At 46.4% G+C, this 20,739-nt stretch carries 20 protein-coding genes and 1 pseudogene; 19 read left to right on the forward strand and 2 right to left on the reverse strand.

The features are described 5' to 3' along the window. The 5 genes from CCC17_RS07595 (at position 1) to pflA (ending at position 7,186) form a co-directional block, all read left to right on the forward strand. Positions 1-858, forward strand: a complete 858-nt coding sequence (locus CCC17_RS07595) for a PfkB family carbohydrate kinase (RefSeq protein ID WP_114001933.1) — start codon at positions 1-3, stop codon at positions 856-858. Between the two features lie 15 nt (positions 859-873). After that, positions 874-2,376 carry an ABC transporter permease subunit gene (locus CCC17_RS07600; protein ID WP_092073601.1) on the forward strand — a complete coding sequence of 501 codons (1,503 nt, stop codon included), beginning with the start codon at positions 874-876 and terminating at the stop codon, positions 2,374-2,376. Then, a complete protein-coding gene (locus CCC17_RS07605) occupies positions 2,369-3,091 on the forward strand; it encodes an amino acid ABC transporter ATP-binding protein (protein ID WP_021651269.1) in 723 nt (240 codons plus the stop codon). Before CCC17_RS07600 ends, CCC17_RS07605 begins: the two co-directional genes overlap by 8 nt. 1,063 nt (positions 3,092-4,154) lie before the next feature. Further along, positions 4,155-6,428, forward strand: coding sequence for a formate C-acetyltransferase (gene pflB / locus CCC17_RS07610; protein WP_092073058.1), 2,274 nt, complete (start codon positions 4,155-4,157; stop codon positions 6,426-6,428). 8 nt (positions 6,429-6,436) lie between these two features. After that, complete coding sequence (gene pflA / locus CCC17_RS07615) at positions 6,437-7,186, forward strand: pyruvate formate-lyase-activating protein (RefSeq protein ID WP_015525340.1); 750 nt, start codon at positions 6,437-6,439, stop codon at positions 7,184-7,186. Positions 7,187-7,241: 55 nt separating this feature from the next. Here the strand turns inward: pflA and CCC17_RS07620 are convergent, their stop codons facing one another. Next, positions 7,242-7,982: a lysophospholipid acyltransferase family protein gene (locus CCC17_RS07620; protein ID WP_015525341.1), complete on the reverse strand. Its 741-nt coding sequence runs from the start codon at positions 7,980-7,982 to the stop codon at positions 7,242-7,244. 215 nt (positions 7,983-8,197) lie between these two features. Between CCC17_RS07620 and CCC17_RS07625 the strand changes: the two genes are divergently transcribed. The 12 genes and pseudogenes from CCC17_RS07625 (at position 8,198) to CCC17_RS07675 (ending at position 18,454) form a co-directional block, all read left to right on the forward strand. Then, on the forward strand, positions 8,198-8,653 hold the full coding sequence (locus CCC17_RS07625; RefSeq protein WP_227574310.1) for a protease complex subunit PrcB family protein: 456 nt from the start codon (positions 8,198-8,200) through the stop codon (positions 8,651-8,653). Positions 8,654-8,656: 3 nt separating this feature from the next. Continuing rightward, on the forward strand, positions 8,657-10,225 hold the full coding sequence (locus tag CCC17_RS07630) for a DUF3794 and LysM peptidoglycan-binding domain-containing protein (protein ID WP_173723148.1): 1,569 nt from the start codon (positions 8,657-8,659) through the stop codon (positions 10,223-10,225). A gap of 90 nt (positions 10,226-10,315) precedes the next feature. Next, a complete protein-coding gene (ispE, locus tag CCC17_RS07635) occupies positions 10,316-11,197 on the forward strand; it encodes a 4-(cytidine 5'-diphospho)-2-C-methyl-D-erythritol kinase (protein WP_110104074.1) in 882 nt (293 codons plus the stop codon). Continuing rightward, on the forward strand, positions 11,187-11,888 hold the full coding sequence (locus tag CCC17_RS07640) for a GntR family transcriptional regulator (protein ID WP_022427303.1): 702 nt from the start codon (positions 11,187-11,189) through the stop codon (positions 11,886-11,888). The genes ispE and CCC17_RS07640 overlap by 11 nt, the downstream gene beginning before the upstream one ends. A gap of 135 nt (positions 11,889-12,023) precedes the next feature. Next, on the forward strand, positions 12,024-13,520 hold the full coding sequence (locus tag CCC17_RS07645; protein ID WP_287082846.1) for a spore germination protein: 1,497 nt from the start codon (positions 12,024-12,026) through the stop codon (positions 13,518-13,520). A 5-nt stretch (positions 13,521-13,525) separates the two neighbouring features. Then, positions 13,526-15,211, forward strand: a complete 1,686-nt coding sequence (locus CCC17_RS07650) for a GerAB/ArcD/ProY family transporter (RefSeq protein WP_287082847.1) — start codon at positions 13,526-13,528, stop codon at positions 15,209-15,211. 105 nt (positions 15,212-15,316) lie between these two features. Continuing rightward, the gene (locus CCC17_RS07655) at positions 15,317-15,556 is read left to right on the forward strand and encodes a hypothetical protein (protein WP_118515840.1); all 240 of its coding nucleotides are present in this window, start codon (positions 15,317-15,319) and stop codon (positions 15,554-15,556) included. 56 nt (positions 15,557-15,612) lie between these two features. Continuing rightward, positions 15,613-16,434, forward strand: coding sequence for a glutamate racemase (gene murI, locus CCC17_RS07660; protein WP_021653072.1), 822 nt, complete (start codon positions 15,613-15,615; stop codon positions 16,432-16,434). Positions 16,435-16,466: 32 nt separating this feature from the next. Further along, on the forward strand, positions 16,467-16,913 hold the full coding sequence (locus tag CCC17_RS07665; RefSeq protein WP_021653071.1) for a DUF1934 domain-containing protein: 447 nt from the start codon (positions 16,467-16,469) through the stop codon (positions 16,911-16,913). A gap of 72 nt (positions 16,914-16,985) precedes the next feature. Continuing rightward, a pseudogene (locus CCC17_RS15055) lies at positions 16,986-17,129 on the forward strand (transposase); the annotation flags it as partial. Between the two features lie 45 nt (positions 17,130-17,174). After that, the gene (locus CCC17_RS14835; RefSeq protein ID WP_330577302.1) at positions 17,175-17,492 is read left to right on the forward strand and encodes a helix-turn-helix domain-containing protein; all 318 of its coding nucleotides are present in this window, start codon (positions 17,175-17,177) and stop codon (positions 17,490-17,492) included. Continuing rightward, complete coding sequence (locus CCC17_RS07675; protein WP_173717587.1) at positions 17,489-18,454, forward strand: IS3 family transposase; 966 nt, start codon at positions 17,489-17,491, stop codon at positions 18,452-18,454. The genes CCC17_RS14835 and CCC17_RS07675 overlap by 4 nt, the downstream gene beginning before the upstream one ends. Positions 18,455-18,540: 86 nt before the next feature. Here the strand turns inward: CCC17_RS07675 and CCC17_RS07680 are convergent, their stop codons facing one another. Then, entirely contained in the window at positions 18,541-18,981 is a 441-nt protein-coding gene (locus CCC17_RS07680; protein ID WP_059086292.1) for a type IV pilin, read from the reverse strand. 94 nt (positions 18,982-19,075) lie between these two features. On the opposite strand from CCC17_RS07680, the gene CCC17_RS07685 reads away from it, so the two are divergent. Both CCC17_RS07685 and CCC17_RS07690 read left to right on the forward strand, forming a co-directional pair. After that, a complete protein-coding gene (locus CCC17_RS07685; protein ID WP_021653069.1) occupies positions 19,076-19,279 on the forward strand; it encodes a hypothetical protein in 204 nt (67 codons plus the stop codon). Then, on the forward strand, positions 19,230-20,714 hold the full coding sequence (locus CCC17_RS07690) for a polysaccharide deacetylase family protein (RefSeq protein ID WP_330383021.1): 1,485 nt from the start codon (positions 19,230-19,232) through the stop codon (positions 20,712-20,714). Before CCC17_RS07685 ends, CCC17_RS07690 begins: the two co-directional genes overlap by 50 nt. The last annotated feature ends 25 nt before the right edge of the window (positions 20,715-20,739 follow it).

Below are 20,739 nucleotides of genomic sequence, written 5' to 3' on the forward strand. Positions count from 1 at the left end.
ATGAGTAAATACAGTACAAAGCTTCTTGGCTTCGGAGACAATGTAGTGGATATCTATGATCATCTGAAAACCATGTATCCAGGCGGAAACTGCGTAAACGTCAGTGTTTACGGAAAGATGGCCGGATGTGAAAAAACAGCGTATATGGGATATTTCGGAGATGACGACAGAGCAGAACTGATCATGGATACACTGGAAAAAATCGGCGTGGAAACCGTAAAGTGCAGACAGCTGCACGGCGAGAACGGTTATTCCAGGATCACATTAAAAGACGGAGACCGTGAGTTCCTGGATTTTAATGATGGTGGTATCCGTGGAAAAACACCGTATATCCTTGATCGTTTTGATCTGGAATATATGAAAGGCTTTGATGTGGTACATAGCGGAAATTACTCTTTTACGGAGGAAGAGCTGCATAAGATCAAAGAGGCGGGAATTCCGGTTTCTTTTGACTTTTCTGATGATTCCACAGAGGAATATTATGAAAAAACAGCACCGGAGGTTACTTACGCATTTTGCTCCTTTGACGGAACCGACCAGGAGGCAGAAGAGCATCTGAAAAAGATCATCTCCATGGGGCCGAAGCTTGCCATGGCCTCCAGAGGAGCCAGGGGCTGCATTCTTTATGACGGAAGGAATTTTTACCGACAGCCGGCAGCGCCGCTTACGGAAGTAAAAGATACTCTTGGCGCCGGGGATTCACTGATCGCATCTTTCCTTACCGGGTATATCGGAAGAATGAAAAACGGCATGGCGGAGGAAACCGCGATCTGTGAAAGTCTTGAAGAGGCAGCTGCTTTTGCAGCGGGCATTTGTGGCATGGAAGGTGCTTTTGGCTACGGAAAAAAATATGAATAGCAGGAGGGGAAAATAATGGGACGCAATGGAAAAAGCAGAGCTCTTATCTGTTTTGTACTGTGCATGATCATGGCTTTGCCGGTATATTTCAGCAGTGCAGTGGCAGTAAAAGCGGCAGAACAGCAGACCATCGTCATAGGAACGAACGCAGAGTATTCACCGTTTGAATACCTGGATGATAATGGAAATATTACAGGTTTTGATTACGATCTTCTGGAGGCGATCGCCAAGGAAGAAAACGTAAAGCTGGTATGGAAGGATATGCCCTTTGATTCCCTGATGGGTTCCATGGAGGCTGGTGATGTACAGGTGATCGCAGCCGGGATCGGACCTACGGAGGACCGTAAAAAAAGCGTTGATTTTTCCGATGTTTATTATACCGGTACACAGTGCATCATCAGTCGTAAGGATAATCCGATCAAGGATTTTGAGGAGATGTCCGGAAAAACCGTTGCAGTTCTGGAGGGTGCACAGAGTGATATGATCGCATCCGGCGAGACTACCGATTACGGTGAAGTTAAGGATGCCAAAGTAAAAAGATTTAAAAACGCTTCCAGTGCAGTCATGGAGCTGAAAAACGGTGGAGCAGATGCAGTTCTGATCGACAATATCATGGCGGAGATCTACTGCAAACAGAACTCAGACCTGCAGTATGAGTCCGTGCCAAGTACAGCAGAGGATACGGTTTTCTGTATTGAAAAAGGAAACACAGAGCTTGTCCAGATCATCAATGACGGGCTTGCAAAAGTAAAAAAATCCGGGGAATATGATGATCTTTATCAGAAGTATTTTGTGGACACACTTGAAAACAGCGAGGATGTGACAGATGTAGCAGCAACCGATGGTTTTCTGGGACTTTTAAGCTTTATTTTCCTTCAGGATAATCGTTGGAAGTTTTATATTAACGGTCTTGGGATTACGCTGATCGTTTCCCTTTTGTCAGTGATCGTAGGTATCCTGATCGGTCTTGTAGTGGCTCTGGTACGTCTTGGAGCTGCGAAAAAAGGCAGAAGAACCATTCTTTCCACGATCGCGGATATTTATGTTGATGTGATCCGTGGAACACCGTCAGTCCTTCAGCTGATGATCATCTATTTTGCAGTGTTCCACAGCAGGCTGGGATATGTGGCAGCAGTGGTCAGCTTCGGTATCAACAGCGGTGCATATGTTTCCGAGGTTATCCGCGGAGGTATTTTATCTGTAGACAAGGGCCAGAGCGAGGCTGGTCGTTCTCTGGGTCTTGGGTATAAAGATACCATGCGTTTCATTATCATTCCGCAGGCTGTAAAAACCATCCTTCCGGCAATGGGTAATGAGTTTATCCAGCTGATCAAAGAAACATCTATTTTAGGTTATGTAGGTATCATGGATCTGACAAAAGCGGCAAGCTATGTTTCTTCCCGTACTTATCAGATGTTCATACCGCTGATCGTTGCAGGTATCATGTACTATCTGATCGTGAAGTGCCTGAGCCTTCTACTGAAGAGATTTGAAAGGAGACTGAGAGAAAGTGATTGATGTAAAAAATCTGAAAAAGTCCTTCGGGGACGTACACGTATTAAAGGGAATCACAACTCACGTAAACAAGGGTGAGTGTATCTGCATCATCGGTCCGTCCGGCTCCGGAAAATCTACATTTCTGCGCTGTCTGAACCTTCTGGAAAAACCGGAGGAAGGCGAGATCACCGTAAACGGACAGCAGCTTCTGGATCCGAAGCTGGATGTAGATAAATTCAGGGAAAATGTGGGAATGGTTTTTCAGCATTTTAATCTGTTTCCAAATATGACAGTATTGAAAAATATCACCCTTGCGCCGGTGCGCCTTGGCAAATGGAATGTAGCGGAAGCTGATCAGAAGGCGAGGGCTCTTTTGAAAAGAGTCGGCCTTGAAGAAAAAGCCGATGTCTATCCAGGAAAGCTTTCAGGCGGACAGAAGCAGAGGGTTGCCATTGCCAGAGCCCTTGCAATGAATCCCCAGGTGCTTCTGTTCGACGAGCCGACATCAGCTCTTGATCCGGAGATGGTCGGAGAGGTTCTTGAGGTTATGAAGGAGCTTGCAAAAGAAGGCATGACCATGCTGGTGGTTACCCATGAGATGGGATTTGCAAGGGAGGTCAGCGACAGAGTGCTCTTTATGGATGATGGGGTGATTCTTGAGGATAGAAATCCGAAAGAACTGTTTGGGGATCCTCGAGAGGAAAGGACGAAGGAGTTTCTTTCCAAAGTGTTGTAGTTTTTTTGGTAAAAAAGTTTTGCTTTGAAAAAACGGGGAAATTCGTGGGGAGGGGAGGCACTCGGAGTTGCGAAGCCCGTTTCCCCTCCCCACACCCCACCCCTCCGGGCACGCAGCTGTGCTACGCCTTGGAGTGTGTTAATTTATCGGCTTAGTCCTGTATGCTGCTGTATTGGCAGTGTCAGGCTGAGCCGATTTTTGTTTCGCCGGACGGGAAAGCGGCCCGCGCAGCGGGCCTGTTCCCTGTTGTTAATGGGAGCGGGTTTATGCCAGTGATGCGACAATAGACGGAAGCAGGTGAGCGTCGGCAATACAACAACAGACAGAAGTAGGTCTATGCCAGTGATGCGACAACAGGCAGGAGCAGGTCAGCGCCGGCAATACAGCGACAGACAGAAGTAGGTCTATGCCAGTGATGCGACAACAGACGGGAGCAAGTGAGCGCCGGCAATACAGCGACAGGCAGGAGCAGGTCAGCACCAGCAATACAGCGACAGGCAGGAGCAGGTCAGCACCAGCAATACAACAGGCAGGAGCAGATTAGCGCCAGCAATACAACAACCACCAGGAACAGGTCTGCTGCGCAGACCGCCTTCCGTCCGGCGGAAAAAAAATCGGCTCAGCCTGACGCCACCAATACAGCAGCATACAGGCATTTGCCAATACACTACCCCATACCACAGCGCAGAACAGCGACGTGCCCGGAAAGGGGGAGCGCGAGGGGGAAAAGCGGGCTTCGTAACTCCGAGCGCCTTTCCCCCTCGCAAACTTGCCCACGCCAAAGTGTCCCCCAGAAAGGGAAACCTGCCCACGCCAAAGTGTCCCCCCTGGAAAGGAAACGCCCTCCGCCAGGAGCGTCCGTCAGACGCCCGACATTGTACAATATCTGGTACAATTTTCTCATTATTTTTATCAATAATACAATTACATGTATATTATAAAGAACATACTTCCAAGCTGTTGACTTTAAATTCGGAATCTGTTATCTTATGGTCGTCATGAGAAATGTTATATATTACTAACTGCGCGGGCAGTGAACGAAATATTGAGACAACAGGAAAGGATGTGTAACAAATTGGCAAAAGTTGATTTTGAACAGTGGAATGGTTTTAAGGGTGATCGTTGGAAAGAGAAGATCGATGTTCGTAATTTCATCAGTATGAACTATACACCATATGATGGAGATGCTTCCTTCCTGGAAGCACCAACAGAGGCAACAGATAAACTCTGGGGCAAGCTTCAGGAGCTTCAGAAAGAGGAGCGTGCTAAAGGCGGCGTTCTTGATATGGAGACAGAGGTAGTAACAGGAATTACAGCATACGGTCCTGGATATATCGATGAGGAACTCAAAGACCTGGAGCAGGTTGTAGGTCTTCAGACAGACAAACCTCTGAAACGTGCTTTCATGCCATACGGCGGAATCAAAATGGCAGAGCAGGCATGTGAGACTTATGGATACCATGTAAGCGACAAAATCAAAGATGTTTTCAACAACTATGAGTTCAAAACACACAACCAGGGTGTATTCGATATCTACACACCGGAGATGAAGAGAGCACGTCACAACAAGATCCTTACAGGACTTCCGGATACTTACGGACGTGGACGTATCGTAGGTGATTACAGACGAGTTGCTCTTTACGGAATCGATCATCTGATCGCAGGTAAAGAGAAAGATTTCGCAGCATGCGACCGTCAGGGTATGAGACGTTATGACTTCCAGCTTCGTGAGGAGATCGCAGATCAGATCCGTGCTCTGAAGAAGATGAAAGAAATGGCTCAGATCTATGGCTTTGATATTTCCCAGCCGGCTAAGAATGCAAAGGAAGCATTCCAGTGGCTGTACTTCGGATATCTTGCAGCGATCAAAACTCAGAACGGAGCTGCAATGAGTGTTGGACGTATCTCCACATTCCTTGATATCTATATTGAGAGAGACCTTGAGAACGGAACTCTTACAGAGAAAGAGGCACAGGAGCTTGTTGACCATATCGTAATGAAATTCCGTATGGTTAAATTCGCTCGTATCCCGTCTTACAACCAGCTCTTCTCCGGTGACCCGGTATGGGCAACTCTGGAAGTAGCAGGTATGGGACAGGACGGACGTTCCATGGTAACAAAGAACGACTATCGTTTCCTTCATACACTTGAGGATATGGGACCGGCTCCGGAGCCGAACCTTACAGTTCTCTACTCTTCAAGACTGCCTGAGAACTTCAAGAAATATGCAGCAGACATCTCTGTTACAACAAGTTCCATCCAGTATGAGAACGATGATGTTATGCGTCCGGTATGGGGCGATGACTACAGCATCTGCTGCTGTGTATCTGCTACAGAGACAGGTAAAGAGATGCAGTTCTTCGGTGCTCGTGCAAACCTTGCAAAATGCCTTCTTTACGCGATCAACGGTGGTGTTGATGAGAAGACAAAACAGCAGGTAGGACCGCAGTATCAGCCGATCACTTCCGAGTACCTTGATTATGACGAAGTAATCGCAAAATATGATCAGATGATGGACTGGCTTGCACATCTGTATGTTGGAACACTGAACATGATCCACTACATGCATGATAAATACTACTATGAGGCAGCTGAGATGGCACTTATCGATACAAAGGTTGACCGTTCCTTCGCAACAGGTATCGCCGGATTCTCACACGTAGTAGATTCCCTTTCCGCTATCAAATATGCAAAAGTAAAAGCAATCCGTGACGAGGACGGAATCACAACAGACTTCCAGGTTGAGGGTGACTTCCCACGTTATGGTAACGATGATGACAGAGCAGACGAGATCGCAACAACTCTGCTTTCCACATTCCTTGAGAAGCTGAAACACATCCATACCTATCGTGATTCCAAGCCAACCACATCCATCCTTACCATCACATCCAACGTTGTTTATGGTAAAGCTACAGGATCTCTTCCGGACGGAAGAAAAGCCGGCGAGCCTCTGGCACCGGGAGCAAACCCGTCTTACGGCGCAGAGCAGAACGGACTTCTTGCTTCCCTGAACTCTGTTGCAAAGCTTGACTATGAGGATGCCCTTGACGGAATCTCCAATACTCAGACGATCAACCCGGATGCACTTGGCCATTCTGAGGAAGAGCGTACAGAGAATCTTGTAAATGTACTTGACGGATACTTTGACCGTGGTGCACATCACCTCAATGTAAACGTATTCGGTAAAGAGAAACTTATCGATGCTATGGAGCATCCGGAAAAAGAGGAGTATGCAAACTTCACGATCCGTGTTTCCGGATACGCTGTTAAGTTCATCGACCTTACAAGAGAGCAGCAGCTTGACGTTATCGCAAGAACCTGCCACGAAAGGATGTAATAAAAAATATGGACGACCAGAAAAAAATCACTGGCTACGTCCACTCACTGGAGAGCTTCGGCTCTGTTGACGGACCAGGAGTCCGGTATGTGATCTTTTTGAGCGGCTGCGCCATGCGCTGTCAGTTCTGCCACAATCCGGACACCTGGCAAATGAAAACAGGGACGGAGTACACAGCAGATGAGCTGCTTGAAAAAGCCTGTCGATACCGCTCTTACTGGGGAAGTAAGGGCGGTATTACTGTGAGTGGAGGCGAGCCACTGTTACAGATCGATTTCCTCACTGAGCTGTTCAGAAAAGCAAAAAAACTTGGGATCCACACAACACTTGATACCAGCGGCAACCCTTACACAGAAGAGGGTCCGTGGTATGAAAAATGGGAAGAGCTGATGAAGTACACAGATCTTGTCATGCTGGATATCAAGCACATTGATGAGGAACAGCATAAGATCCTCACAGGATGTACCAATAAAAATATCCTTGCCATGGCCCGGAAGCTTTCCGATATGGGCGTATCCATGTGGATCCGTCACGTACTGGTTCCAGAACGCAATGACCGGGATGACTATCTCCACCGGCTGGCTGACTTTATTGCAACACTGAAGACAGTTGAGAGAGTGGAGGTTCTTCCATATCACACACTCGGAACCTTTAAATGGGAAAATCTGCATATTGATTATCCGCTGAAGGGAATCAATCCGCCAACGAAAGAACGTATCGAAAATGCGGAAAAAATCCTGGGAGCAGGTACACAGTAATAAAAAAACCATATCTTATGTCGAAAAACAGACATAGATATGGTTTTTTTGATGTTCACACCAGTTCTTTGTTTTTGATCAGCATTTCTTTGATGATATCCTGTGTATAGGAACCTAAGCGGCGCTGAGTATCCCGGTCAAGCTCTGAAGGAATGATAGGCTTGCCATATTCGATCACTACGTGTGTAGGTGTCATCTTCGGGAAATTGGCCTCCCAGATATTGGCAGAGTTGCTGATCGCAATAGGAATGATCGGGCTTTTGGCTCTGGCTGCGATCTTGAAGCTGCCGTCATGGAAAGGTAGCATTTCTGTTTCATCAGCATTCTTATTTCTGGTTCCTTCCGGGAAGATACATACGGAAATGCCGGATTTCACATAGTCTGCGGCCTGAAGGATCGTTTTCAGACCCTGCTTGATATCCTCTCTGTCGAGAAAGAGACAGTAGAGATTGCGCATCCAGTTGGAGAGCAGCGGATAATGCTCCATTTCCTTCTTGGCAACATAGCCGGTGCGGATCGGACAGCGGCTGTAGGTGAGCAGGATGTCGAAATAGCTCCGGTGGTTTGCTACATAGAGAACAGCCTGATCCTTTGGAACGTTTTCTTCGCCGATGACGGTGACTTTGGCGCCTGTGATCCACAGGATGAATTTGAATATGGCCTGTACCATGCGCAGAGAGCTGATATCCTTAGTCATGGGAGAAAATTTCCCGATGATCCATTCTACAAGGAGAACCGGAATGGTCAGCACCAGATAGGCGATCACCACGATACAAACAAGTATGAATCGAATCATGTCTTTTGTCCTTTCTGTTATAGATACTTGCGGAGAGTTCCGCAGTAAGATGGTATTTTTATATTATACGAAGAAAATCCGATAGTTGCAATAAATCTTTCCCTGCTCACATAGAATAAATACTGAATAATGGTTACTGTTTACTGGTGATCTTCCGCAAAGCGTGTTACTGAGAACGGAGTGAACAGTAACGAATCATGCAGGTGGCTTATATTATGAAAAAAGCAGTATTTCTGCGGATCGTGCTGACAGCTGCCGTGCTGGCACTGCTGCTTTCCGGGTGTCAATTTGTCCGGGTGGAGGAAGAAGAACGAAAACCGGTAGATTACATCGTTGTGGAGCGCCGGGATATCCCGGAGGAGCTTTCCAGGCTTATGGAAGAAAAAAAGGAAAAGGAATTTCAGCTGAGTTATGAAACCGGAGAGGATCTTTACCTGGCCAAAGGGTACGGGCGGCAGATGAGTGGCGGATACAGCATCCAGGTAGAGGAGCTTGGAGAATCCTCGAATGGGATCTTTTTTGTTACAAAACTTCTTGGACCGGAGGATCTTAAGGAGGCAGGAGTTCCGTCCTATCCCTGCATTGTGATAAAAACCCGGAAACAGGAAAAGCCGGTAACGTTCCGGGAAAGCAGCAGTCCGGTGAAAAAAGAGTCGGAGAAAGGGGAATAGACTGTGGAATTAAAAAAAGAAAGCATGCAGATATTAAAGGAAAAAAGCAGGGCAAAAAGTCAGATCACTTTTGATGAGGATTTTAATGTACCGGATGCAAAACCGGATGCAGGAAGACTGATCCAGAATAAGGGCAGGATCATTATGGATGATGTCCGTCTTACTGACGGGAAAGGTATTCTTACGGGAAATCTGCAGGTAGATATCCTTTATGTGGGGGAAGAAAGAGGGATCGTCAGCAGTCTTACTGCAAAACTTCCATTTGAGGAAACCTTGAACCTGAAGGATATCATAAACGGGGATAAAATGTGTCTGAAGTGGGAAATTGAAGATCTTACGATCCGCCTGATCCATTCCAGAAAGCTTAATATCAAAGCTTTGGTAACTTTTTGTGCGACTGTGGATGAAACAGAACAGATCCGCCTGCCGGTGGCGCTGGATGCAGAAGAGGTATCCGTCAGAAAAAAAACAGTCCGTTTTCTGGGACTTACCGTACATAAAAAAGATACACTCCGGATCAAGGATGAGTATACCATTGCCTCCAATCGTCCGGATATCGCCAGCCTGATCTGGTATACTATGGATGTACGGGGGCTGGATCTGAAGCCGGAGGAAAATGTGGTAAAGGCAAGGGGAGAGCTGTCCGTTTTTGTGCTGTACGGAGCTGAAGATACAGAAGCCCCGGTGCAGTGGCTGGAATATTCGCTGCCTTTTTCCGGAGAAGTGGAATGTCCGGACTGCACGGAGGAACTGATCCCGCTGATCGAAGCTTCGGTGATGCATCAGAGTCTGGAGGCCAAACCGGATGTCGATGGGGAAGAACGGATCCTTGTTTCGGATGTTGTGCTGGAGCTGGATATGAAATTTTTCAGGGAAGAGGAATATGATCTCATTACCGATGTGTATACACCGATCCGTGAATGTGTTCCGGAAGGGAAGAATGAGGTACTGGAACGGCTTCTGGTACGTAATTTTTCCAGATGCAGGATCAGTGACAGGATCCAGGTAAAGGAGACTCAGGGAAAAGTCCTCCAGCTGTGTCACAGTCAGGGAAAAGTGAAGATCGATAAGACCAGGATCGTAGAGAACGGTGTGCAGGCAGATGGCGTGGTCATGCTGAAGATCCTGTACATTATTGGAAATGATGATATGCCGTTTTATTCCATGGAGGCAATGATACCGTTTTCCCATATGGTGGAAGCAAGAGGGATCCGACAGGACAGCTGTTATCAGTTAAAAGCAAAGCTGGAGCAGCTTTCCGCAGCCATGGCAGATGGAAATGAGATCGAGATCCGGGCAACTGTAGGACTGGAGCTTCTGGCAGTTGCCAGAGAACCGGTATTTATCATTGAGAAAGTAGAGGAAAAACCACTGGATATGAAAAAACTCCAGGCTATGCCGGGAATCCTGGTTTATATGGTAAAACCGGGAGATGAATTGTGGGATATCGCAAGGAAATATCACACATCTATCCAGGAGATCCGGACGATCAATGCTCTCAAGGAAAATCAGGAACCCTCTCCGGGAACTCCGCTTCTTGTTGTGAAAAAAGTGGAAGGTCAGATCAAATAAAAAGTGGAATATTTTGCTGTTGAAAAGAATGTAAAAATCATATAAAATACATGTATAAATACTGTATACAAAGTACAAATGGAGGGGCTTATGCGTTTAAAAGCAATGGCAAAGATCAATCTCGGACTTGATGTTCTGGGAAAGAGAGAGGACGGTTATCATGAGGTACGCATGATCATGCAGACCATCCGTATGTATGATATCCTGGATATCAGAAAGACCAGACGGCCGGGGATCGTACTGACGACCAATCTTCCGTTTATTCCTACAGATCAGAGAAATCTTGTATATAAGGCAGCACAGATGCTGATGGAGGAGTTCGATGTTGAAGAGGGACTTTCCATCAAGCTTCGTAAATTTATCCCGGTGGCAGCAGGCATGGCAGGAGGCAGCTCCGATGCAGCGGCCGCATTTGTGGGTGTGAACCGGATGTTCCATTTAGGGCTTACCGAAGAACAGCTGATGGAACGTGCAGTAAAGGTCGGAGCAGATGTTCCGTATTGTATCATGCGGGGAACAGCTCTTGCGGAGGGAATCGGAGAGAAGCTGACCAGACTTCCGGAAGTTCCGAAATGTTATGTTCTGATAGGAAAACCGGGGATCAATGTTTCCACAAAAACAGCCTATGAGAATCTGAATCTGGAAGGGATCGGAAAACATCCGGACATCGATGGACTCATTGGAGCTATCAGAAATAATGATCTGTATGCCATGGCATCCAGAATGGAGAATGTATTTGAACCGGGGATCATCCGACAGTATCCTGTGATCGGCAATATCAAGAACCTTATGGAAGAAAAAGGTGCGCTGAAAGCCGTGATGAGCGGAAGCGGTCCTACTGTGTTTGGAATCTTTAATAACAGGGATAAGATGGCCGCGGCAGCCAGAAGCCTCAGAAAGAGCGGGCTTGCAAAGACTGTATTTGCCACGGATATTTACAATAGAGATGGAGGAGTTACAAATGACAAGTGATTTTTCTGTGGATATGAATGAATATCTGCCGCTTCGGGATGTTGTTTTTAACACCTTGCGGCAGGCAATCCTGAAGGGAGAGCTGAAGCCGGGCGAAAGACTTCTGGAGATCGCCCTTGCAGAGCGTCTTGGCGTGAGCAGAACACCGGTGCGTGAGGCTATGCGCAAGCTGGAGCAGGAAGGTCTTGTAGTGATGATCCCACGCAGAGGTGCACAGGTAGCCAGCATCACAGAAAAGGATCTGAACGATGTTCTGGAGGTGCGTATCGCCCTCGAAAATGTTGCCATAGAAAAAGCGTGCAAGCTGATCACAGAGGATGAGCTGGGAAGGCTCTGGGTGGCAGCCAAGGAATTTGAAAAAACAAAAGCAGAGGGAAATCTGGTCCGTCTGGCGGAAACCGATGTGGCTTTCCACGAGATCATATATCAGGCTTCTGATAATAAGCGTCTGAATCAGGTCCTGAATAATCTCCGTGAGCAGATGTATCGTTATCGTGTAGAGTATCTGAAGGAGGAGCAGACAAGAAATCTTCTGGTTAGTGAGCATGAAGAGCTGGTAAAAGCCATCCGTGAAGGAGATGTGCAAAAGGCGCAGGATATTTCTTTCCATCATCTGGAGAATCAACGAAAAGCGATCATCCGTACTATCCGCGCGGAGAATGAGGCCAAAGAGGCCGAGAAAAAAGAATAAGAACCGGATATGCGGGAATATTAAGAGAGATGTCATTGGGGCATCTCTTTTTTTAACCGAATCAAGTAAGTCCCCTGTTTCAATTGCGAAAAGCAATAAGCAGTGGGGGAACTTGCTGTAAAGGATGGTGGCTTTATGGAAACAAGGAAGATATCGATATCTCTTCATGAAAATGAATCATATATCCGGAAACGGTGTGAAAACTGCGATGATATCCTGATCAGGCCCATGCGCCTTGGTGAGGGACATAAGGCGGACTGTCTGATGGTCTATATTGAGGTTGCGGTTTCAAACATGATGCTGGATGATTCTGCTATCGGAAAAATGATCAATCATTTCTGGGAGATCCCGGAGGAAAAGATCCGGGAATTTATCCGTCGAAACAGTCTTGGAATTGCAGATGTGAAGGAGCTGTCTTCCATGGAGGAGGTATTTGGTGCCATTCTTTCGGGAAATGCAGTTTTCTTTCTGGATGGATACGACAAAGCAATGAAAATTTCCAGTAAAGGATATCCGGGGCTGGCTGTATCAGAGGTGAAAACGGAAAAGGTCCTCAGAGGCTCCAAGGAGGGGTTCTGTGACAGTGTAAAAACCAATGCGGCCCTTGTGAGAAAGCGGATCCGGGATACCAGGCTGAAGGTGGAGCAGAGCAGCATCGGTGTACGCTCCAATACGGTGGTACAGCTTCTTTATGTGGAGGATCTGGTCCATGAGGAGCTTCTGACTGCTGTGAAAGAGCGCCTGGAATCTTTTGCAGTGGACGGGATCCTGGACAGCGGGATGCTGGAACAGCTGACAGAAGAAGCCTGGTATTCTCCCTTTCCTCAGTTTCAGACAACGGAGCGGCCGGATCGGGCTGCCCAGGAGCTGCTGAATGGAAAAGCAGTTCTGCTCTGCGACAATTCGCCGGTGGCACTGGTGGTTCCCGGAGCATTCAACAGTTTTATGGAAAGCAGTGAAGACTGGTACAACCGTTTTGAGATGGCATCCTTCCTGCGGGTGCTCCGGTATCTGGCCATGGCTGTGGCAACGCTGCTCCCCGGACTTTATCTGGCTGTGATCCGGTTTCATACACAGATCCTTCCGGCGAATCTGATCCTTTCCTTTGCACAGGCAAGAGAGGGCGTTCCATTTTCCAGTGTAGTGGAGCTGGTGTTCCTGGAACTGTCTTTTGAGTTGATACGGGAGGCTGGTGTGCGGATCCCGGGAGCTCTTGGAAATGCCATTGGGATCGTAGGAGGACTGATCATCGGACAGGCTGCGGTGGAAGCCAATCTTGTCAGCCCGGTGGTAGTGATCATCGTGGCACTGACAGCACTGGGATCACTGGCTATACCTAATGAGGAATTTGCTTCTGCATTCCGGCTTCTGAAGTACGTTTTTCTGTTTCTGGGAGGATTTCTAGGTATCTTCGGAATCGTGTTGGGACTGTATCTCACCATGGCGCATCTGGCAGGACTTTTAAGCTTCGGTATCCCATATCTGGTACCTTTTGTAGAGAAGAACAGTGAGGCGGAAACCGGTGGAAGGATTTTGCGACAGCCCTTCCGGAAGCGGAAATTCCGGCCGCTGTATGCCAGAAATGCCCAGAAACGCAGGCTTCGGACAAGGCCATGGAGCCGGAAAGGATAAAGGTTATGAGATTTGCGGAGAATAACAGGATTTCCCACAGACAGCTTTTTCGGCAGATCATACTGGTGTTTCCGGCGCCGTTTCTGCTGTGCCTGTTTAAGAATGGAGCGATGTTGGGCATCAGTGCCATGGCAGGGACAGCTGCTGCGGCCGTAGTGCTCTCTTTTTATGTAATCTGGCTGATACGTCTGACACCTGCATATGGGGAGCTTTCCAAAAGGCCAGGAAGTTTTACTGTACGATTTATTGGCCTGTTCTTTTTGGTATATGTGATCGCAAGTTCGGCATTTCTTTCGGGCCTTCTGGGGGAGGTGATCCCGGAAAGTCTGATCAGCGGGATTTCCGGAAAATGGCTGTCTCTTCTTGCAGTTGCAGCCTGTAGTCTGGGAACGCATCGCGGAATGCAGAGAAGAGGGCGGATCGCTGAGGTGTCCGGAAGGATTTTTCTGGCAGGGATCCTTCTTCTGATGCTTTTATGTGCAGGGCAGGGAAAAACAGAGTACTTTATGGAAGTGATGAAAGATCCGGAAACAGGATTTACAGGAGAGCGATGGCTCCATGATTTGTATACACTTTTGTGTGCTTTTTCAGGAGCAGGACTTCTTCCCTTCGGGCTGGAGTATGCAAAAAAACAGGGAAGTGCCAGAAAACCTGTGATCCTGGCTTTTCTTACAGTTTGCGGGATCATTTTTGGAATGCAGCTCCTTCTTCCGGCAGTCTTTGGTAGTGCACGCCTTAAAAACGAGATCTGTCCGGTACTGCCTCTTCTGGAGGGTGCAGATCTTCCGGGAAACGTACTGGCGAGATTTGATGTGATATGGATGGGGTTTCTGGTATTCGGACTTTTGTTTTCTCTGGGAAGTTTGTTTCATTACGGAAATCAGATCGCGGAAAAAACCGGATTTGGGACCGGTCGGTACTGGATCCCGGCAGCAGGCTGGCTGCTTTCCCTGTATGAGAGAAACGGGATGGGGATCCGGGAGTATTATGGCTGGTATCTGGGGTACATCTTTGTGCCGTTTCTGCTTGTGATACAGCTTTTTCTCAGTACGGAAAACCGGGGAAGACGGAAGAAAAAAGTAACTGTGGCAGGACTTGTCCTGGTCATCACTTTGACGGCATCAGGCTGTGCGGCAGTAGAACCGGAAAAAAGAGCTTATCCGCTGGCACTGGGGGCCGGTGTTTCAGAGAATGGCTTTGTGCTGAAATATGCAATGCCGGATATGAGTACAGCTACCGGACAGGAAAAACCGGACGAAGATCCGATTTCTGTGCTGACTCTTTCCGGCCGGGACTTTCAGGAGATCGAGGCAGTCTACAACCGGTCTCAGGAAAAATTTCTGGATCTGGGTCATCTTGAAGTGCTGATCCTGGATGAACAGATCTTGGAAGAGGGATCCCGGGAAGCACTGATCGGATATCTGAAGCAGGAAGAGCATATCGGAGAGGATGTTTACGTGTTCCGGACGGATATGCTGGGAGATGTTTTTCACTGGAAAGGAGCCCGGGAAAGCTCCATAGGGGAATACCTTCAGGGAATCCAGGAGAACCGCACATCCGGGCAGCAGAAGAAGGGTGTGACTCTGCGGGAGGTATATCATCAGTTTTGTCAGGATGGAACGCTGCCCTGGCTTCCGGAGGTATGGGTGGAAGGTGAGCTTCTGGAAGTGGATTACGGCAGTAATGAATAGATAGGGGCTGGACTGTTAATAATACAGATGATGATCAGTACGATAAATCGTACAGTATATCCCCGGATAAGATCATCAGAAGATTTTTGACAGGAGGGCTTGCTCATGGAGCATATAAAAACGAAGAAGCATGTATTAAAAAAAGCAGGAGGAATCCTTCTGCTCATGGCAGTGATCCTTGCAGGGAGTACCTGGGAGAGAAGAACTGCCGGTGATCGGCAGCCACAGTTTTATGCCTGGTGGGGAACGATCTACCCGGAATTCTGTTTTGAAAAAGCAGAGGATAACGGGGAAAATAAGCCGGTGAAGATATCCTTCTGGCTTGCGCAAGCCCTAGATTGGTGATACAATATTTCAACGGACCAATCACGTTCGATTAATTATTTCAGGAGATAAGATCAATGAATATAGACAGAAACGCACCGGTGGGTGTGTTTGATTCCGGTATCGGAGGACTGACAGTAGCCCGGGAGATCATGCGCAATCTCCCATCGGAAAAAATCGTATATTTCGGAGACACAGCCAGAGTTCCCTATGGAAGCAAATCCAGAGAAACGGTGATCCGTTATTCCCGCCAGATCATTCATTTTCTGCAGGAACAGAAGGTGAAGGCCATTGTGGTGGCCTGTAATACAGCCAGTGCATTTGCTCTGGATGCGGTGAAGGATGAACTGGATATCCCGATCCTTGGAGTGATCGAGGCTGGTGCCAAAGTTGCTGCCCAGGAAACCAGAAATAAACGGGTGGGCATTATCGGAACGGTGGGCACGGTAGGAAGCGGTATCCATGCCTCTTATCTGAAGGAACTGGATCCGGAGATCACCGTGATCGGAAAAGCGTGCCCGCTGTTTGTTCCGCTGGTAGAAGAGGGCTGGTATCATGATCCGGTCACCGAGGAAGTTGCCAGAAGATATCTGAAGGAGCTGCAGGAGCAGGAGATCGATACACTGATCCTCGGATGTACGCACTATCCTCTTTTAAGATCTACCATCCGCAAGATCATGGGTGAGGAGGTCTGCCTTGTGAATCCTGCATATGAGACGGCGCTGGAGCTTAAAAAGCTGCTCTCCAGACTGGATCTTGCCAGCAATGAGGTAGCACAGGAGGAATTCCCGTATCGCTTTTATGTAAGTGATCTTGCAGAGAAGTTTAAGGATTTTGCCAATTCCATCCTGCCGTATAACGTAGAAAAAACACAGAAGATCGATATTGAAAAATATTAAACAGATCTGTACATAAATGATAGGAGAAAAGAATGCAGAAAGAAGTTTTGATCCATGTAAGAGGGCTTCAGATGATGGATGCACAGGGGGATCAGGAACCTATAGAGATCATTGTTCCGGGACAGTATTATTTCCGCAATGGTTCTCATTATCTCAGATATGAGGAACTGCTGGATGAAACAGCAGAACCCACCATCAATTACATAAAAGTATCCGGAAAGGGTCTGGAGGTCAGCAAGAAGGGACTGGTTAATGTGCACATGGTATTTGAACAGGGCAAAAAAAACATGACCTATTATACTACCCCTTACGGAACACTTCAGATGGGAATCTCAGCTACGAATCTGGAGCTGACGGAAAGCGAAGAGAACCTTCAGATCAAAGCAGATTATGCGCTGGATATGAATGAAGAACATGTGGCAGACTGCTATCTGGCGATCCAGGTACAGCCAAGAGACTGCAAGGATTTTGTTTTATAGATCCTGCAGAAAATAAAAGATATATAATTACACTACATAAGAAAAGCCGCCGGTGCAATCAGGGGGAATTCCCTGAGAAATAGAACTTATTCAAAGGAGTTTAAACTCCGATGCGTAGAAGCAGTTCTAAATGGAGAAGGGACTGTTGACGATATCATCGCTAAATATGCAATATCTAGTCGTTCTGTTTTGCGAAGTTGGATTAAGGTGTATAATGCCAATAGAGAGTTCAAGGATTATAATCCAAAACGGGAGGTCTATATGGCAGAGGCACGAAGAAAAACAACACTTGAGGAACGAAAAGAAATCGTTAATTATTGCATCAACCATAATCGTGACTATAAGAATACAGCTACAAAATTCAATGTTTCTTACGGTCAGGTCTATTCTTGGGTAAAGAAATATGATAGTGATGGGGAATCCGGATTAACTGACAGACGCGGTCAACGTAAAACAGATGATGAAGTAGATGAATTAGAACGTTTGAGACGTGAAAACTTACGACTAAAGCGTCAGCTGGAAGAAAAGGATATGGTTGTTGAATTGTTAAAAAAAGTGAAAGACTTCGAAAGGATGTGAGGCTGGGTAAGGTTCGTCATGAATCAAAATATCTTGCGATAGAATATTTTCATACAGAGAAAAACTGGAGTATTGGATGGATGTGTAAACATTTGGAGGTCGCAAGAGCTGCTTATTATAAATGGCTACACCGTGAAACACCTGAGGATGAAATGGAAAACATCAAACTTGCAGAGCTCATTAAGGAGTATGATGAACGCTTTAGTCATATCTTAGGGTATCGGAGAATGACTTCTTGGATCAATCATTTTAATCAAACAAAGTACAGCAAAAATAGAGTTCACAGAATTATGAAAAAACTGGGAATCCATTCCGTTATACGAAAAAAGAAGAAAAAATATAGGAATGCCAATGCAGATGAAACAACACAAAATATATTACAAAGAGATTTTTACGCAACTGCACCCAATCAAAAATGGGCTACTGATGTGACTGAATTTAAAGTGCCAGGTAAAAAAAAGAAGTTGTATTTAAGTGCCATTATAGATCTGTATGATAGATATCCTGTGTCATATGCTGTTAGTGCCAGAAATGATAATAAATTAGTATTTAAAACTTTTGATAAGGCAATTGCGTTGAACCCCTGTGCAAAGCCGATTTTTCATTCAGATCGGGGATTCCAGTATACCAGCAAAATGTTTAAAAAGAAACTTGTAAAACAAGAAATGAGACAATCCATGTCTCGGGTTGGACATTGTATTGATAATGGACCAACAGAAGGTTTCTGGGGAATTATCAAAGCAGAAATGTATCAGATGTACGAAATAACTGATGAATCCTCATTAAGATTTGCAATAAAGGATTATATAAGATTTTATAGTGAAGAACGTCCACAGGATAGGTATTGCTGCAAAACACCCCTAGAAGTACGTCAAGAAGCACTGAAATCTGACATACCAGTAGAATATCCTATTCCAGAAAACAAACGAATTAAAAAATATAAAGAGAAATGGTGTGCATAAAAATACCTACACTCCAAAATGAAATGTAGGTATTTGTCGACTAGAATCTACTGGAAAGCCACTGGCTGGGCTGTTTTGGATTCTGATCATTTACGGAATCTTGCGAGGAAGCCTTTTTTCTTCTTCTGTGGTGCTTCGAGAGAACCACGGATTCCTTTTACGCCAACGATGTAAAGACCGCTGACTTCAGCTTTGATCTCTTTTTTGACCGGGATCAGATCAAAAACTTTTTCATCTGCAATAAGGATACTGATCTTCGGACCGACTTTGGCTTTTACGATCGGAAGCTTGGACCGGCGCATAAGCTTAGGTGTCTGGTCGATGACCATCTGTGGAAGTCCGGAATCTTTCAGCGGCATCCGTTTTTTATCGATGACCAGCATGGAAACTGTCTGCTTGTTAGCCTGGATTTGAGCCTGCTGTTCGTCCTGTTTTTTCTGAGCTTTTTTTCCGAAGAAATAGAGTGCGATCACTGCTGCGATCAGAATAACGAGGATGACCAGAAGAACGATGGTAACTGTACTCATTTGAGAATCCCCCTGTATATATATTTGTTTCGCAATCGGTTACATTACGCAAACAACATTTTAGCATTGTTTCGTCAAAAAGGCAATTAAAAAAGTGAAAAAGACAGGTGGAACGGTGGAAATTTCAGCAGTTACCAGTTATAATGATTACGATGCAGTTCATCTGTGTATGCTGCAGAGAATACAGGACATAACTATCTTTGAGCTAACATATGTAATGGATAAACCAGAGATGGAGGAAATATTATATGAAAGAGAAAAAGCCCGGGGGAACCCGACCGGAAATGGGGACTCCTGAGTACGAAGAATGGCGGAAAGAGGTATTGAAACGCCGCAGAAAGCGCCAGCTGAAGGAACGCAGAAAACGTCTGGCCATCATAACAGCGGCAATGATCGTCGCAGTCGGGGCATCAGTAGGAGTCGGTGCACTGAAGGGCAGAAGTGAGAAGGCTTCAAAAGAGAAGATGGTTTCTTCTGACAAACAGAAAGAACAGACTGTTTCTGGAGAAAAAGCTTTAGAAGCAGGTACTAAAAATACAGAGACCGCTTCCAAAGATACTCTCGCAGAGGCAGAGCTTCTGGCCAGTCAGTATAACTATGACAAAGCTATCGATCTTCTGAAAAAGGCTCCGTCCTATGATTCGGATAAGAAGATGCAGGCAGCTGCAAAAAAATACGAAGACATAAAAGCAACCTGTACGGCATGGCCCCTTGAAAAGGTGACACATGTCTTTTATCATATTCTGATCAAGGATCCATCCAAAGCGTTTGACGGAGACTACAAAGAAGCAGATTATAATCAGGTCATGACAACCATTGATGAGTTTAACAAGATCACGCAGACCATGTATGACAAGGGCTATGTGATGGTAAGCATCAAGGACATGGCAAAGGCAGACGACAACGGGAACATCACAGAGGGAGAGATCCTTCTTCCGCCTGGGAAAACGCCGTTTGTCCTCTCACAGGATGATGTATGCTATTATCATTACATGGACGGTGACGGCTATGCCACGAAGCTGATCGTGGATGATAAAGGAAAGATCCGCAATGAATATGTGGAAGATGACGGAAGTGTCTCCGTGGGAGATTACGACATGGTTCCGCTGATCGACCGTTTTGTGGAAAAGCATCCGGATTTCTCATACCGCGGTGCAAAAGGAATCCTGGCACTTACCGGATACAACGGGATCCTGGGATACCGGACCGACGAAAGCTATGAGACCCGTCCGGCAGATCTGGATGAAAATAAAGTACAGTGGCTGGATGCACATCCGGATTTCAGCCTGGAAAAAGAACGGGCAGCCGCAAAAAAGGTTGCCGATGCCATGAAGGCAGAAGGCTGGGAATTTGCGAGCCATACCTGGGGACATCAGAATGTGGGACAGGTCACACTGGAGAAGCTTCAGGCAGACACCGAACGTTTCAAGAAAAATGTAGATCCGCTGATTGGGGGAACGGATGTTATCATTTTTGCTTTTGGAACCGACATTACCAATGACCAGGAGTATTCCGGGGATAAATTCGAATATCTGAAGGGGCAGGGATATAATTATTACTGCAACGTGGATTCCAGCCAGTATTATGTACAGATCCGGGATCGGTACTTCCGTCAGGGAAGACGGAATCTGGATGGATACCGTATGTATTATAACCCGGAACTGTTATCCGATCTTTTTGACGTAAAAGATGTTTTTGATCCGGCAAGACCGACACCGGTACCGCCGATGTAACGGTCATATCCGGAGATACGAGGGG

This window comes from Blautia sp. LMAG:36, assembly GCF_008680535.1.
GTDB classification, from domain to species: domain Bacteria; phylum Bacillota; class Clostridia; order Lachnospirales; family Lachnospiraceae; genus Blautia_A; species Blautia_A fusiformis.